This window comes from Adhaeribacter radiodurans (genome assembly GCF_014075995.1).
GTDB lineage: Bacteria > Bacteroidota > Bacteroidia > Cytophagales > Hymenobacteraceae > Adhaeribacter > Adhaeribacter radiodurans.
On record NZ_CP055153.1, the window covers coordinates 3,762,844 to 3,778,811 of the forward strand.

Here is a 15,968-nt window from a genome sequence, read left to right on the forward strand (position 1 = left end):
TCACGCGTAGCTTTAGTGGAAAAACAACCACCCTAATCCCGCGTAAACCAAGGAGGGAGGCTATTTTCAACTTATCAACTAACATTTAACTTCTCTCCTCATTTTTTTCAGGTAATATCCGGATTTATTAAATACTTTGGTTTTACAGCCATTTACTTAATTTTCTTAAGCTTTCCAGGTTATGGACCGGGGCTAATACATCAATAAAAGGTAAGGCTTCTTTCATGCCGGCAACGTCGGGCCGGTAACCAGCATAACCGGCTAACGGGTTTAACCAGATTACTTTTTTAGCTTTGGTATGTATAATTTCCAAGCTTTGGCCAATTAAAGAAGTATCACCGGTATCCCAACCATCACTTAGTATTATTACAATGGTGCGTTTATTTAACAAACGGGCAGCAAAATCCACCACAAAAGCATGTAGGCTTTCTCCTATTTTAGTACCTCCATTAAAGTTAAAATTTTGGGCACTCAGAGCCTGCAACGCACTGGAAAAATCATTTTGTTTTAAAACATTTGAAATGGAATGCAGGGAAGTACTAAAGGCAAAGGTTTCAATTCGGCTATAAACCTGACTGAAGGAATAAATAAATTGTAATAAAAATGCAGCATACAGTTCCATGGATTTACTTAAATCACATAAAACCACCAGCTTCAATCGGTTATGCTTAGGCTTTTTAAAAGCAATTTGAAGTAATTCCCCGCCAAATCGCATGTTTTTTCGTAAGGTTCTCCGCAAATCGGGTTGGCTTATTTTTTCCGACTGTTGATACCGTTTATTCGTCTGGGCAGCCAAGCGCTTAGACAAAGCCTTGAGAGTTCGTATCATTTCGGGTAATTCAAGGGCGGGAACATTCGAAAAATCTCGGTTCGATAAATTCTGGTGAATACTATACGAAGCGGTACTTTCAATCTCAGACTCTTTGTTTCCGTTTAACCAGAATTTTAATGCTTTAAAGGAGGCTTCGTTTGTTCCTGGTTTAATGGTGGGATTAGTTCTGGTTTTTACTTTGGAATCCAGGGCTTTACCTAATTCTTTCCAATATTCAGTAAATAATGCATCAAATTGCTCTAATTGGCTCCGGCTCCGGCAAAGAACCGCTTTAAGCGCCCGGCTGAATATTTCTTTATTATTGTAATCGATAAATTGCAAGCTCCGGAGGGTAGTTGTTTCTTCTTCTGTACTTACATTAAACCCTTGTTGCCGTAAGAAGCGGCAGAACTGTACGATATTCCGGGAGAGGGATGCCTGGCGGTAAATCAAAGATTATCTAATTTGGAATACACACCGGTTTTATCTAATAACTCACTCAAACTTATTTGTACTTGCCGGGTATCGTGCCAATCTTTTAATACCACGCCTAAAGTTTGTTCTACTATTGTTTTTTCCAGGTGGTCGATATGTAGGGCGCATAAAGCCATCGCCCAATCCAGGGTTTCGGCAATCCCGGGAGTTTTTTCCAGTTTTAATTGCCGGAGTTGGGCCATAAAATAGCAAATTTGTTCGGCTAATCTGGTGTCAATACCGGGTACTTTTTCCCGGACAATCTGCCATTCTTTTTCAAAATCAGGATAATCAATATACAAATATAAACACCGGCGGCGCAACGCTTCGGATAGTTCGCGGGTACGGTTACTGGTTAAAATTACCTGCGGAATATGGGTGGCGGAAATTGTACCAATTTCCGGAATAGTAATTTGCCAATCGCTTAATACTTCCAGTAAAAAACTTTCGAATTCTTCATCCGAACGGTCAACTTCATCAATCAACAGTACTGGCTGGCGGTTATGCGTAATAGCCTGAAGTAAAGGCCTTTTCATTAAAAAATTATTACTAAAAATAGTTTTTTCCTTTTCATCAACCGATAATTTTTCCTGCTCTACCATTTTCAGGTGCAACAATTGCCGTTGGTAATTCCATTCGTACAAGGCATGTGTGGCATCTAATCCCTCATAGCATTGTAACCGAATGAGGTCGGTTTGCAATACCCTAGCCATTACTTTGGCAATTTCGGTTTTCCCAACTCCCGCCGGCCCTTCAATTAATAATGGTTTATTTAGTTGCAACGAAAGAAATACCGACATGGCTACCGATGGGTCGGTAATATATCCCTGGCTCTGCAAAAGTGCGCCAATATCATTTAGTTTAATAGGATGTTTTGACTGAGGATTATCCAAATTGAAAAACTGTAATTTTAAAAATCAGGTAAAAATTATTCTCCTATGAATTTTAATTAAATAATGAATTAGTAAAAGTCAATGAGGTTCAAGTCATTGTTTTAATAACTGAACCCTAATGACTTTTACTTATACTATTCAAACAACAGAATTTTACTTCGCTCAATAATTAAGCAACTTCTTGCAAAGCCCTTTTTAGATATACACCCGCCAAATGTTTACGGTATTCTTCTGAGGCAAAATTATCGCTTAAGATATTTGCCCCGGTTAAAGCAGCATTAACCGCCTCCTTAATGGTAGCGTCGTCTATTATTTTACCTGAAATAACCTGCTCTGCCCCCGCATCGCGGAAGGCAAAATCGGCTACGCCGGTAAAAGCAATATTTGTTTTTCTATCGGCATAACGCAGTACGGCACAGCCCACAATAGCAAACCGGGAAGCGGGATTTTCAAACTTTAAGTAAATTGATTTAAAGCCTTCGGCTGGTATAGGAATCCGGATAGCTGTAATTATTTCGTTTTCCTGTAAGGCGGTTGAAAAAAGACCGGTAAAAAATTCAGTTGCTTTAAGACTTCTTTTACCCTCGCTTCCAACTACTTCAATCGTAGCATCCGCAGCCAATACCAAGGCTGGCCAATCAGCGGCCGGATCGGCGTGGGCCAGGCTGCCGCCAATTGTTCCCCGGTTGCGCACCTGTTCATCACCAATCATGCTGGCCGCTTGGTGAAAGAATGGAAGCTTATTTTCAATTAAGTCACTAAACAGGATATCGTGGTGGGTAGTACCGGCATTTATAACAATTTCTCCATCTTCTTCTCGTATTCCTTTCAGGTCGGGAATATCGCCGATATCAATTAACAAGGAAGGTTGGTTTAAGCGCAGTTTCATGGAAGGAATAAGGCTGTAACCTCCAGCGAGTAACTTACTTTCCTCCTGACCAAGAGACGCAATGGCATCTTCTATGGTATGAACTTTTTTATATTCAAAGGCAGCTGGTATCATTTTACTGAATTAAATGGTGAATAAACCAAATGTGATTTTTTGATAATTTTGAGGTTAGCCGTTTTTTGTGGTTTGCATGGCTCGCCACACTCTTTCAGGGGTTAAAGGCATACGAATGTCCTTCACTTTGTGCCCGCCGCTCCATAGGGCATCAATTACGGCATTCACTACGGCCGGGGTAGAACCAATGGTACCTGCTTCCCCGGCACCTTTCACGCCTAGTGGGTTATGCGGGCATGGGGTAATCTGGTTTGTCGTTTCGAACATAGGCAAGTCATCGGCCCGGGGCATACAATAATCCATGTAAGAGGCATTAGTCAATTGCCCATTGCTATCGTACTCTGCCCCTTCGTACAAGGCCTGCCCTACTCCCTGAGCTACTCCCCCATGAATCTGGCCTTCCACAATCATGGGGTTAACTATATTTCCTACATCATCCACGGCAATAAACCGTTGCAGCTTTACTTTGCCGGTTTCTTTTTCTACTTCCACAACAGCAATGTGGCAGCCAAAGGGGTAAGTAAAATTAGTGGGGTCATAGAAGCTGCTGAAGTCTAAACCGGGTTCTAAATCCGGAGGGTAGACATGCGGTACATAGGCCGTTAAAGCTACATCGCCGAAACTTACCGACTTGTCCGTTCCTTTTACTGTAAATTTACCTTCCTCAAATTCCATGTCGTCGGCACTGGCCTCCAATCGGTGAGCGGCTATTTTCTTGCCTTTTTCGATAATTTTATCAATACTTTTAACAATTGCCGAGCCACCTACAGCAAGACTCCTAGAACCATAGGTACCCATCCCAAAGGCCATCGCATCAGTATCACCATGTACTATTTCAATATCTTCCATGGGAATTCCTAACCTGCTGGCCACCACTTGCGCGAATGTTGTTTCATGACCCTGGCCATGACCATGCGTTCCCGTAAACACCGTTACTTTACCGGTAGGTTGCACCCGTACATGCCCCATCTCGTATAACCCGGCCCGGGCACCCAAGGCTCCTGCCACGGCAGAAGGAGCGAGTCCACAGGCTTCGATATAAGTGGAAAAGCCAACTCCTAGTAATTTGCCATTCTGAGCGGATTCCTGCTGTTTCTGACGGAATTCTTTGTACCCCAGTATTTCCAAGCCTTTATAAAGTACTCCTTCGTAATTCCCGCTGTCGTATTGCAAAGCTACCTGGGTTTGATAACCAGGCTGGTTTACCCCATCAAAAGGCGGAATAAAATTTCGTAACCGGAGTTCAGCAGGATCCATCTCCATTTCATGAGCGGCTAAATCAAGTAAGCGTTCCAAAAGATAAGTTGCTTCGGGCCGTCCGGCTCCCCGATAAGCATCCACCGGAGTGGTATTGGTGAATACGGCCGTAACATCTACATTAATTTTAGGTGTAGTATACAGGCCTTGCAATAAGGTACCATGCAAATAAGTAGGAATACAAGGACCGAATGTAGAAAGGTAAGCACCCAGATTGGCGAAAGTTTTTATCCGCAGACCTACTATTTTACCGGTAGTATCAAAACCCATTTCGGCTTTGGTTACATGGTCGCGGCCGTGGGCATCGGTTAAAAAGCTTTCTGTCCGCTCGGCTGTCCATTTAATTGGCCGGTTTATATTCTTTGATGCCCAGGTTAAAAGTGCTTCTTCGGTATAGTGGAAAATTTTGCTACCAAACCCGCCCCCTACATCCGGACCTACTACTCTTACTTTATGTTCCGGAATGCCTAAAACAAAGGCACACATCAGCAACCGAATAACATGTGGATTTTGGGTGCTGGTATATAAGGTATATTTTTCGCTGGTAGCATCATAGGAGGCATTATAACTGCGTGGCTCTATGGCATTGGGAATCATCCGTTGGTTAACGAACTCCAGGGTAGTAATGTGGGCTGTTGCTGCTAGTGCCTCGTTAACTTCTTCTTTTGGATTACCCAACTCCCAATCATAACACATATTATTCGGGACCGAATCATGCACGAGCGGAGCACCTGCTTTTACTGCCTCGGCGGCATCCACCACCACGGGTAGTTCTTCGTAATCTACTACTACCATTTGGGCGGCATCTTTTGCTTGTTCGCGGGTTTCGGCAATAACTACAGCTACTGCATCACCTACATACCTTGCCTTATCCGCGACCAGTAAGGCATGCTTAGGCTCCTTCATGGTATCGCCGTTTTTAAAGTTTACCTGCCAGCCGCACGGAACTCCATTTATATCAGCAACATCGGCACCCGTGTAAATTTTTATTACCCCGGGCATGGCTTGCGCAATTTCCGTGTCAACCCCTAAAATTTTTGCATGGGCGTAGGGGCTTCTAACAAAAGAGGCATACGTTTGTAAAGGCAGCACTATATCATCGGTATATCTGCCCTTGCCGGTAATAAATCTTTTATCTTCTACCCGTTTCACGGATTTTCCGATAATACCGTTTGTAGTGCTCATGCCGGTACCTCCTCATTCTTTAACATTTTGGTAGCGGCGTATTGTACCGATTTAACAATATTCTGGTAACCGGTGCACCGGCATAAATTTCCTTTTAGTGCATGACGGATTTCTTCTTCCGATGGATTGGGATGGTGCTCCAGGAAGTTTACCATATTCATTAAAATGCCAGGGGTACAAAAACCACACTGCAGACCATGCATTTCTTTAAAACCTTCCTGCAAAGGATGCAATTCTCCGTTTTGGGATAGTCCTTCCACGGTGGTTAATTCACAGCCATCGGCCTGAACGGCAAACATGGTACAGCTTTTAGTAGATTTACCATTAACCAGAATGGTACACGCTCCGCAAATACTGGTATCACAACCAATGTGGGTTCCCGTAAGGTGCAGCACATCTCTTAGGAAATGCACCAACAATAAACGCGGCTCAACTTCGTGGGTGTAGTCAGCGCCATTAACTTTTACCTGGATTTGCATAGTTATGGTTTTAGATGTAAGAAATATATAGTAAATCTTAGATTAACTTCGTTACTCTTAACCCTGCTTAAGAATGGCTAAAACCTATTCTTAAGAAACCTGCATTATGCAACACTTTGGCTGCTAACAATCTAGCGCACCAAATTCTAATTATTTGTAAAAGGCTTTAACGCATTATGCAAGTAAACTTTTACTGATTGTGCTTTAACAAATAGATGGTTTACCTTTTAAAAGTGTTTTATATAAAGGATATGGTATTCAGATACACTAGGTAATATAATCTGGAATTTCGTAATCAGCTTTTATGCTGCTTCCGGGGAAGAAGAGGCAAGTTCTTTCTCCAGATTAGTAAAAAACTGATTCGTTAAAGTATTGGAAACACCCCCAATAACCCGTTGCCCCATACCAGCCAACAATCCAGATAGTTTTACATCACCATTAAATTCTAATTCGGTGCGGGTATCCTCTACCGGTAATAAATTTACTTTAACTGCCGCGTTGGCATTCCCTACTTTACTGGTTTGCTGTACTTTTATGGTGAAGGCTCTTTGTTCCGTAATATCTTCTAATTGCATATTACCCGAAAAAGAACCGTTTACCGGACCCAGTTTAATTTGCACAGTGGAGATAAAAGAATTTTCGCCTATACGCTCAATGGTGCTTATTCCAGGCATTATTCTGGCCAGTGTGTCGGTGTCCATTAGCTTTTCCCAAACTTTAGCGGGAGATGCATTTAAAACTTTTTTTCCGGTGAGCAACATAGTATAGAAGTAGCAAACTAATTATTAACCATAATTTACTAATAAACGGATTATCTCCTAGCTAAAGAAACCCATTTAACTACGTTAATTAAGCAAGATTAAAGATGGTGTAAATTGCTTAACCAATTATTTCTTATATAATTTTTATTTATTGGTTTTTAGAAAATTACAAAATAAAATAGAAATAGCAACAAATGTTTTTACATTTTTGTGGAGGGCAACCTTATTTAAGCCCTAATTTAGTATTGCTGTAGGCCAGACAAGCAAGAATGTTGTTTTCTTCTGCGGCTAAACGTTCTTCGGAGGTGAGTTGCGAAACCCGCGGTAAGCCAGCAGAATATTTTTGCTGGCGCACCATTCGCAGGGTACGGGCTAAATCAGTACCCGGTACTCCCGAAAAAGTTGCCCAGTAATCTTCTTTCAGGCAAGGTATTTCCAATGGGTCGCGGGTAATCATTTCCAGGTTAAAGGTTACGTTAGGATTATGCTGCCGGCATAGCGCATAAATTTTTGGTAAATCCAGGATACCTTTTCCTAAGGGCACTTCCGATAACAAGAATCCATCGGGGTATTCATCTAAGCCCATATCCTTTACGTGAGTGGTAAATACGTAGGGCACCAGAGTTTGAATTACTTCCATAGGATCTTCGAGCAAAGAAATGCTATTGCCAAAATCCAGGGTAACGCCTATCCATTCGCTGTTTACTTGTTTTAGCAAAGATTCCAGCTCTTTTGCCCGCCAGTCTTTATGGTTCTCAACGGCTAGTTTCATTTTATGCTTGCGCAAAACAGGTTCCGCTAATTGTAAAGATTTCAGGGCGTTTTTCTGAAGCTCCGTAAAGGCTTCAGCCGAGTGATACGTTTCGTAGCGTCGCCCGGCCGAACATACCGTGCGGAGAATTTGCATGCCGGCTTCTTTGGCATTTTTAACTTCCTGCTCAAAAGCAGGTACCGCTTCCGGCTTAGTGGGTACGCCAATAGACCCCTCTACGTAAAGGCCTAATTTCTCACGCCGGTCCCGCACTTTTTTAGCAAATTCGTTTGTCCATTCTTTTACTACCACTTGTACCCCACCCGCACCAATTTTATGGCAGTGTTCCAGAAGCTCGACCGCATTGGTAAAGCCCGGATATTTGGCACTCGGCGTTTTGGAATTCCAACGGCTCCCGTACGAATGCACCACTATTCCCATGGGCACTTCTTTAAAAAAAGAAAATGAATTCGGAATGGCTAGTGCTACAGCACCAATAGAAGCTTTATGTAAAAAGTCTCGTCTGTTCATTAGTAAGTATAGGCTTTATAAGTGGTAGTATGAACCAAAGGTTTATTTCTAAAAAAGTAAAAATTTAGTAACCAAATCAGCTATCTGATTCATTAAAACAGGAAATTAACTTATTTATATTATCCTGAAAACCAACTACTTCGCCTCTGTCGCTTTCGTTTCCAGAACGTACTTTTTCAACTCTTCGGCTTTCCAGGGAACTACCCGACCCTGCGATGTTAAGCGAGTGGCGCCTACAGTACGTTTGCCCACCGGACCCGCGTTATTTCCCCATTCGTTCCGGATGTAAGTTAAAATAGCCGTAATAGCCGCATCGTCCATGGTGGAGTGGGCAGGCATTACTGGTAAAATTTCCGGGGCATCGTATATTTTACCTGCTACCTCTACGGCTCCTTCCATGCCGTGCAAAACAATTAAGGCTAAGCGCTTTTCATCACCCAGCACCCAATCAGAACCTACCAAAGGAGGCGCAAACCGGTTTAAACCCTCGCCTTTCGTACCATGGCAACCCGCACAAGTAGTAAGAAAATGCTGACGTCCCAAAGCGAATAATTGCTGTTGTTCTTCATTTAAAAGATTTGTTTTGGCGGAGGTTTCACTGGCTGGTTTTATCGTATGACCGGGCCATTGAAATTGTTTAGTTAAAACTTCCAAACGGGCGGGCTCAATATCAGAAGCTGTATTTGTGAATATGGCCGGGGCTATAGCTAATTGAATAGGCGGCAATTTTCCTGAATAACCACTCATCGACAAGCCCGTAATCACCGCATTTTTCCGCCAACTAAGAGATTTACTATTTTTATCTAATAAAGCTAATAGCGAAGCCAATTCCTTTTGGTCGCGCTTTTTCATGATAGCGGTGGCCAGCATTTCCAAGAAAATTTCTTTAGCCGGGTCCGCCGTTTGCCAGGCAGGTATTTGCCATATTTTTTGCAAAAAAGTAAATTCCTGGTCGGGTAAACTACTAAGCACCGCATCGCGGATTAAGGCCGAAGAACCGTATTTTTCGGCAATGCCGGCAAGTAAGGTATGCGCTACTTTCGCGTCGAGGCTGGAAGCAGACAAGGCTATTTGCAGAATTTGTTCTATAGGCGCATTTTCCCATTCCTGTACAAGCACGCTTCCAAGTTTCTCCTGAATAGTTTTATCTCCTTTTGCCAAGGGCTCCAGTAAACGCAAGGCAGTGGTGCGCACCAATGGGTCTTGGTCCGATACTAAACTTAGCAGCAAATCGGGTTGATCTTTTTTTATTCCGGACAGCGTCCATAAGGCATGAAAACGGCCCAGGTTATTTTCGCCTTTAGCGGCTACCTTCGTTAAGGCAGGAACTGCCTCGGCATTGTTTTGCTCCACGAGCAGCCTCTGGGCCATATCCCGGTACCAGCCATTTGGGTGCGATAAATAATTTACTAATTCGTTGGTGGTAGCGGTAGAAAGTTTGGGTACATTCGATAATTTTCCTTTTTCCGGTACAATCCGCCAGATACGGCCTCTATTAATGGGTTGCACTAATTTCCGGATGAGCGTTTGCTCTTTCAGGTACGGTGTGATATAAGCGCCGTGTTGTACTAATCCGCGGTACATATCGGCAATATAAAGAGCCCCGTCTGGGCCGCTGGTTATATAAACGGGCCGGAAACGTTCGTCGGTAGAAGCCAGAAATTCTTTTCCCGGATGCGGATCGTGCGCCGAAAGCATGATTCCATTGTCTTCAACCACGTTGCGTTTTATTAAATTACCGGATGGTTCGCACACAAAAACGTTGCTGTAGTATTCCTGGGGCAATGTATTACCCCGGTAAACACAAGGCGAACAAGCAGCTGTAAATTCAAGCAAGCGGCCTTCTTTATCTAAGGTACCCGGTATGTAGCCGCGGTTTACTGCCGGATTAGGCCGGATGGGATAAATGCGGCGATCAACAGTTAATCCATGATCAATACCCGTGGTAGGCTTGTGGTTTTTATTCCGGTTTAAATAATTCGCGGGAACCAAGTCGGCGTGTAACTGCGACCAATTGTAATTGTAATATAAACGGCCTTCATCGTCCTGGCTGATACCCCATTGTCCCCGGAACTCAGTGCTATCCCGCTCCCACTTACCATTGTTCAAACGGTAGCGCAACCGAGATTTGGCGTTGTAATACCAATTATCTGTATCGCGCCAAAGCCCGTTACCGGAATGTTCCGGCAAAGCGCTTCCCGCATAAGTAGAATCAATAAGCGTTTTCGTATCGGCTTTTAAATCATTGTTTAAATCCTGTGTGAGCCATAAAGAACCATTTTCTGCTACTAAAGCGCCGCCTGGTACAAAAGCCAAAGCGCGGGGCATGATTAAGCTATCGAGGTAAATGGTGCTTTTATCCATTTTGCCGTCGCCGTTGGTATCTTGCAGCACCGATACCCGACCTACCCGTTCTTTTTCCCCAGCACCATCAATGGCAGGCATAAATCCGCGCATTTCTACGGTCCAGAGGCGGCCATCGGCGTCAAAAGCAATTACTACCGGGTCCTGAACCATCGGCTCCGAAGCCACCAATTGAATATTTAATCCGGATTCTAACTGAAAGGTAGATAATTCTTCGGCTGGAGTTTTAGGGGGCGATGGACCTTCGTCGGGTTTATTTTTGGTACCCGGATTGACGCAGCCAGTAAGTCCCCAAAGACCTAATCCTAAAAAGCAAATTTGATAAATGCGCTTCCACATAGTTGCTGAAATTGCTTTACTTTTTTTGTATGCCTTGCTTAATAGGTTTTTAGTCTCTTAGGCTTAAGCCCCTCACCAACGTTTTAGTAAATTTTGTTGTGTTTTTCTTTATTTACTAAAGCCGCACAACTACCTTCCACTTAAGTTAAATTTTAACCTATCCCATCTTTTACTAAAACTATGTAATTAAATCAGGCACAACTATTATTAAAGAATATATTCTCTAAAAATTTATTCTTGCCCCTAACCGCCAACAGCCAGAAACAAGAATAAACTAGGATTGTGTTTAAGTACTCTTTTCCAACCTATACCTGGTTCGGATCAGGATGCACATAAGGTTGACGGTACGGTTTCTTTAATAAAGCGGTCGCTTCGGGATCACCTACTACTTCTCTTTTCTTCGGGTCATAAACCAAAGGCCGGCCTAATTGCATCGATATATTAGCTAAAAGGCAACTTGCCGTGGAAATATGGCCCTCCTCGATATCAGCTACCGGACGACTGCCTTTTTCGATAGCTGCCAGGAAGTCGCGCATGTGCAGGCGCGTGGCGGGAGCGGCATTTAATTCAATTTTTGGTTCGGTGGGTTCCGTTACATCTTCGGGATACTTTTCTTTTTCGTATACCACATCTATGTGAACTTTCTTGCTTTCACCACCTTCGCCAACCGGAACAAAATCGCATTGCATGGTAGAGGCAAATAAGGTTCCTTTGTCGCCGTACAAAGTTAAAGACCAGGGATACTCAGGATTGGCCGGTGCTCCCCAACTCCGGTGCTGCCACACGCAATTCAGTCCGTCGTACTCAAACAAAGCATACTGGGTATCGGCAATATTAGATTTACCTTCTTTTTGCACGTAAATACCTCCGGTAGAACTAATCTTCTTCGGCCACCCAAGGTTTAACATCCAGCGGGCGGTATCAAACATGTGAATACACATATCCCCCATTATACCATTGCCGTATTCCATAAAGGTACGCCACCACCGAACGTGCGGTAATCCGTCGTAAGGACGCAACGGGGCAGGCCCGGTCCACATTTCGTAATCTAAAAATGCTGGTACTGGTTGTTCGGGCGGGTTGCCGTTGGCTCGCATGTGAAAGTAACAGCACATTTCTACGTGCGATATTTTTCCGAGTAAACCGGCGTCTACAATATTTTTCTTAGCATCAATTAAGTGAGGGGTACTTTTACGTTGGGTACCTACTTGCACTACTTTGTTATACTTACGGGCGGCAGCCACCATGGCTTCCCCTTCCATTACGTCTTTGCTAATGGGTTTTTGCACGTACACGTGGGCTCCCGCTTTAATGGCATCAATGGTTTGTAAAGCGTGCCAGTGGTCGGGCGTGCCAATCACTACTATATCGAGCTTGTTTTCGGCCAGCAATTTCTTGTAGTCGCCGTAAAGTTTCGGTTTCTTTTTCGATTGCTGCCGCTGGCTCACCAGTTCGGCGGCTTTTTCGAGCATATTTTTGTCCACGTCGCATAAGGCTACTACGTTTACCGGAGCTACTTGAATTAAGCGCAGCAAATCGCTTTTCCCGTACCAACCCGTACCAATCAGAGCCACCCGAAGCGGCTTAGGCGGATTAGTGAAATTCATACCTTGTGCCCCTAGTGCGGTGAGGGCAATCGACGCTGTTGCTCCTTTTAAGAAACGCCGCCGGTTAAAAGTAAAATCACTCATGTAAATATAGGTTTAAGGTTAGTAGAAAGCATAATCCGATAAAGCCAGTTGGATGGATCAAAAAATGAAACTAAAAGTTGTTTCTCCAAACTTCCAACGAGCAAGATACAAATATTCTTGATAGCACAAAGAGAATTAAAATGGATTATCCATTAAATGAAAATGGACATAAGATAAAGTTTAAGGAAGGCAAAAACCGGATGTTGCCAAAGCTTTCTATTTTACTAATAATATTGACACCGCCAGGAAATTGTAAATGGACCAAGCACCTACAGAAACATAATATTTGTTAATTAAAGACTGGTACTGCATCACTTATTATGGCATTTTATAATACGATATTTCTTAAAGTTGTAAAAAAGCTTGAATAATAAAGATTTAACAAAAAATTCTATGATTTTTTAAACTTTGTGTAACCTTTTTATAATTGAATTATCTTTATGTAAAATTTTATATATTTAAGAGTATCTTTTGCCTTTGCTCCTTGCGGAAGTAATGCTAATAATATAAATTTAAGATTTTAAAGCAGTTACTATCCAAGCAATTTTTCCAAAAAACCAGTAGCTGAAAGTTTACAATTATAATATTTAATTCATTTGCTTTATACTATATGCATTAATCCACTCCTTTTTGGCCTTTCTGGCACAATAAAACATTAATTGCCATTCTTTTAATTACTCTTATTCTCATTGTTATTAATCATCCATGAAAACAAATTTTTACTCTCTCCTATCAAGACTTAGTCTTTTTTGTGTAAGCTTTATTCCTATTCTAGCCCAGGCACAAACCGAACAAGATGCCATTATGATGGGTCAACGCAAATTTTGCGTAGCTGGCTCCGTTGGTTATAACAGCTGGACCAATTACTGGGAAGGTACATTTAAGCGCGACAACGAAAATTTGGGCCGGGTATCTACAAAATCGGCCATGCTGATGGTAAATTACGGAATCAGAAGTAATTTAAATTTTATGGCATCTCTGCCATACATTAAAACCGAGGCTACCAAAGGAACATTAAGTGGTTTAGATGGCTTTCAGGATGCAGGTGTTTTTGTGAAGTGGTTGCCTTGGCAAAAGCAATTTGGCCACCAAACAGTTTCGCTGTTTGCCGTGGGTGGTTATTCTACTCCTTCCAACAAATATAACATCGACTTTTTACCACTGTGCGTTGGCTTAGGCAGTCAGGTTTTAAGTGGCCGGTTAATTGCCGATGTACGGGTAAGTAACTTCACTCTTACTGTTTCAGGCGCTTACCTGCACCGGAGCAACGTAGAAATTGATCGCCCGGCTTACTATACCGATCATCAGATTAATTCACACGAAGTTAAAATGCCGGATGCGGGTAACTTTCAACTACGTACCGGTTACCGCAGCCGTTTATTAATAGCCGAAGCCTTTGTAGACAACATGACTACTTTCGGTGGTTTTGATATCCGAAAAAACGATATGCCCTTTGTGAGCAATCAAATGAATAGCACCAAAGTAGGTATTGAAGGCAAACATTACTTAGCTAAACTTCCTGCCTTTGGCTTTCACGCCAATGCCTGGCGAACCCTGGCTGGCCGCAACGTAGGCCAGGCTACCGGCTTTATGGCCGGCGTGGATTACATATTTGATTTTTCTCCCAAAACTGCAAAAAATTAATTCTGGTTAAATGAAAAAGATTTTTACTTATATACTTTCTGGCATTTGCTTTACTTACTTAGTATCCTGCGATAAAGACATCACTGAAAGCAATGCTAGTTACCCAGCCTTACAACCCGTTAAAACGGATGCAGAAGCAGGTAGTTGGACTCCATTTATTGTTGCTTCTGCCGCCGATTTTCCAGTTCCGGCGCCACAACCTACTTCTTCCCCGGCTTACCAGCAAGAATTACAAGAAGTAAAGCAACTCTCTGCTAACTTAACCAGCGACCAGAAAAAAATTATTAATTACTGGAAAGAAGGCAGCGTACTGCGGTGGAACGAAATTATGCGGGATTTAGTGGCAAAGCATAATTTACCTCCTTACCAAAATGACGATAAAACTTACCCCGTACCAAGCGCAGCTAACCCGTTTGCTTATCCTACTTTTCCTTTTTCAAATCCGCCTTATGCTGCCCGGGCATACGCCTACGTGAGCGTGGCGCAGTACGATGCCTTAATAATGTCGCACCATTTTAAAAATGAGTTTAAGCGTGTGGCTCCTTACCAGGTAGATAATTCGCTTAACCCTGCCGTTCCGAAAAGCGATTTAGCCTCTTATCCTTCCGAAGATGCGGTAGTGGCAGGAGTTACTTTTGAAATAATGAAATTGTTATTTCCGGGGGACATTGCTTACATCACTAAAATGGCCGAAGAAGAAAAAAACTACCGGTTGTGGAGCGGCGCTAATGTACGCAGCGACATTGTTGCCGGCGATTCTCTGGGCCGCTGGGTAGCCCGTAAAGTAATTCAAAGAGCTAAAACCGATGGTATGGGCACCGCCGGTGGAAACCAAGCCTTATGGACTAAATTAGAAGACGATTGTAAAGCCAAAGGTGAAACGCCCTGGTTTTCTCTCGAAACTCCCAAGCGGCCACCTATGTTACCCGCCTTTGGCAACGTAAAACCTTTATTATTTAGTGTTACCGAAGTGCCTGCTATCCGGCCGGCGGCTCCCCCTTCAGCCAATTCAGAACAAATGCGGAAAGAACTGGATGAAGTTTTAAATTATACGCAAAATCCTACCCGCGAACGGATGCGGATTGTAAACTTCTGGGCCGATGGTGCTGGTACTTATACTCCTCCCGGACACTGGAATGCCATAGCCACTGATGAATTTGTAAAGCACCAGTACAGTGAAGTACGCTGGGCGCGTAATTATGCTTTATTAAACGCCTCGTTAATGGATGCGGCTATTTTATGCTGGAACACCAAATATTTTTACTTCAATGCGCGTCCTTGTCAGCTTGATTCAAAAATTAAAACCTTAACGGGTGTTCCTAACTTCCCGGCCTATACTTCGGGTCATTCTACTTTTAGCGGGGCAGCAGCTACCGTTTTAGGTTATTTGATTCCGGCCCGCGCCGGTGAATTCCAAGCCATGGCTCAGGAAGCCTCTGACTCCAGAATGTACGGTGGAATCCATTACCGCTCCGACTGCCAGGCTGGTTTAGAAACAGGCCAAAAAATTGGTACTTACGCCATTGAACGCGCAAAAATAGACGGCGCTAATTAAAATTCTTCAATTTTAGCAAAATCCCCTTCCTAAGGCATAAACTTAGGAAGGGGATTTTTTATGCTTTTTTCGGCAAGCTATTATAGATTTTGCTTGCTAGTAAGCGTTTTCTTTGGAGCCTGTTCCAGCCTCCAGGCACAGGTGCTATCTTCCTATCTGGTATAATCAGTTAAAAAATGGTTCAAAATTGTTGAAACAATAGAAACAGAAAAGACCTGAGTTACCAGGTC

11 protein-coding genes are annotated in these 15,968 nt (G+C 43.0%); 2 read left to right on the forward strand and 9 right to left on the reverse strand.

What is annotated here, in order from left to right; all coding sequences use genetic code 11:
- Positions 1-142 precede the first annotated feature (142 nt).
- The 9 genes from HUW48_RS15210 to HUW48_RS15250 form a co-directional block, all read right to left on the reverse strand.
- A complete protein-coding gene (locus HUW48_RS15210) occupies positions 143-1,264 on the reverse strand; it encodes a vWA domain-containing protein (RefSeq protein WP_182411757.1) in 1,122 nt (373 codons plus the stop codon).
- On the reverse strand, positions 1,261-2,178 hold the full coding sequence (locus HUW48_RS15215; protein WP_246343489.1) for an AAA family ATPase: 918 nt from the start codon (positions 2,176-2,178) through the stop codon (positions 1,261-1,263). Before HUW48_RS15215 ends, HUW48_RS15210 begins: the two co-directional genes overlap by 4 nt.
- A gap of 169 nt (positions 2,179-2,347) precedes the next feature.
- A complete protein-coding gene (locus tag HUW48_RS15220; RefSeq protein WP_182411758.1) occupies positions 2,348-3,181 on the reverse strand; it encodes an FAD binding domain-containing protein in 834 nt (277 codons plus the stop codon).
- Positions 3,182-3,235: 54 nt separating this feature from the next.
- Positions 3,236-5,623: a xanthine dehydrogenase family protein molybdopterin-binding subunit gene (locus tag HUW48_RS15225; RefSeq protein WP_182411759.1), complete on the reverse strand. Its 2,388-nt coding sequence runs from the start codon at positions 5,621-5,623 to the stop codon at positions 3,236-3,238.
- Complete coding sequence (locus HUW48_RS15230; protein WP_182411760.1) at positions 5,620-6,102, reverse strand: (2Fe-2S)-binding protein; 483 nt, start codon at positions 6,100-6,102, stop codon at positions 5,620-5,622. Before HUW48_RS15230 ends, HUW48_RS15225 begins: the two co-directional genes overlap by 4 nt.
- Before the next feature lie 302 nt (positions 6,103-6,404).
- A complete protein-coding gene (locus HUW48_RS15235) occupies positions 6,405-6,863 on the reverse strand; it encodes a CoxG family protein (RefSeq protein WP_182411761.1) in 459 nt (152 codons plus the stop codon).
- A 223-nt stretch (positions 6,864-7,086) separates the two neighbouring features.
- Positions 7,087-8,145: a sugar phosphate isomerase/epimerase family protein gene (locus HUW48_RS15240; protein ID WP_182411762.1), complete on the reverse strand. Its 1,059-nt coding sequence runs from the start codon at positions 8,143-8,145 to the stop codon at positions 7,087-7,089.
- 135 nt (positions 8,146-8,280) lie between these two features.
- Positions 8,281-10,848 (reverse strand): DUF7133 domain-containing protein, encoded by a 2,568-nt coding sequence (locus HUW48_RS15245; protein WP_182411763.1) that lies wholly within the window; start codon positions 10,846-10,848, stop codon positions 8,281-8,283.
- Positions 10,849-11,153: 305 nt separating this feature from the next.
- Positions 11,154-12,539 (reverse strand): Gfo/Idh/MocA family oxidoreductase, encoded by a 1,386-nt coding sequence (locus tag HUW48_RS15250; RefSeq protein WP_182411764.1) that lies wholly within the window; start codon positions 12,537-12,539, stop codon positions 11,154-11,156.
- Between the two features lie 705 nt (positions 12,540-13,244).
- Here HUW48_RS15250 and HUW48_RS15255 point away from each other — a divergent pair.
- Together HUW48_RS15255 and HUW48_RS15260 are read left to right on the forward strand one after the other, a co-directional pair.
- Positions 13,245-14,183, forward strand: coding sequence for a hypothetical protein (locus tag HUW48_RS15255; RefSeq protein WP_182411765.1), 939 nt, complete (start codon positions 13,245-13,247; stop codon positions 14,181-14,183).
- Between the two features lie 10 nt (positions 14,184-14,193).
- Complete coding sequence (locus HUW48_RS15260) at positions 14,194-15,738, forward strand: phosphatase PAP2 family protein (RefSeq protein ID WP_182411766.1); 1,545 nt, start codon at positions 14,194-14,196, stop codon at positions 15,736-15,738.
- The last annotated feature ends 230 nt before the right edge of the window (positions 15,739-15,968 follow it).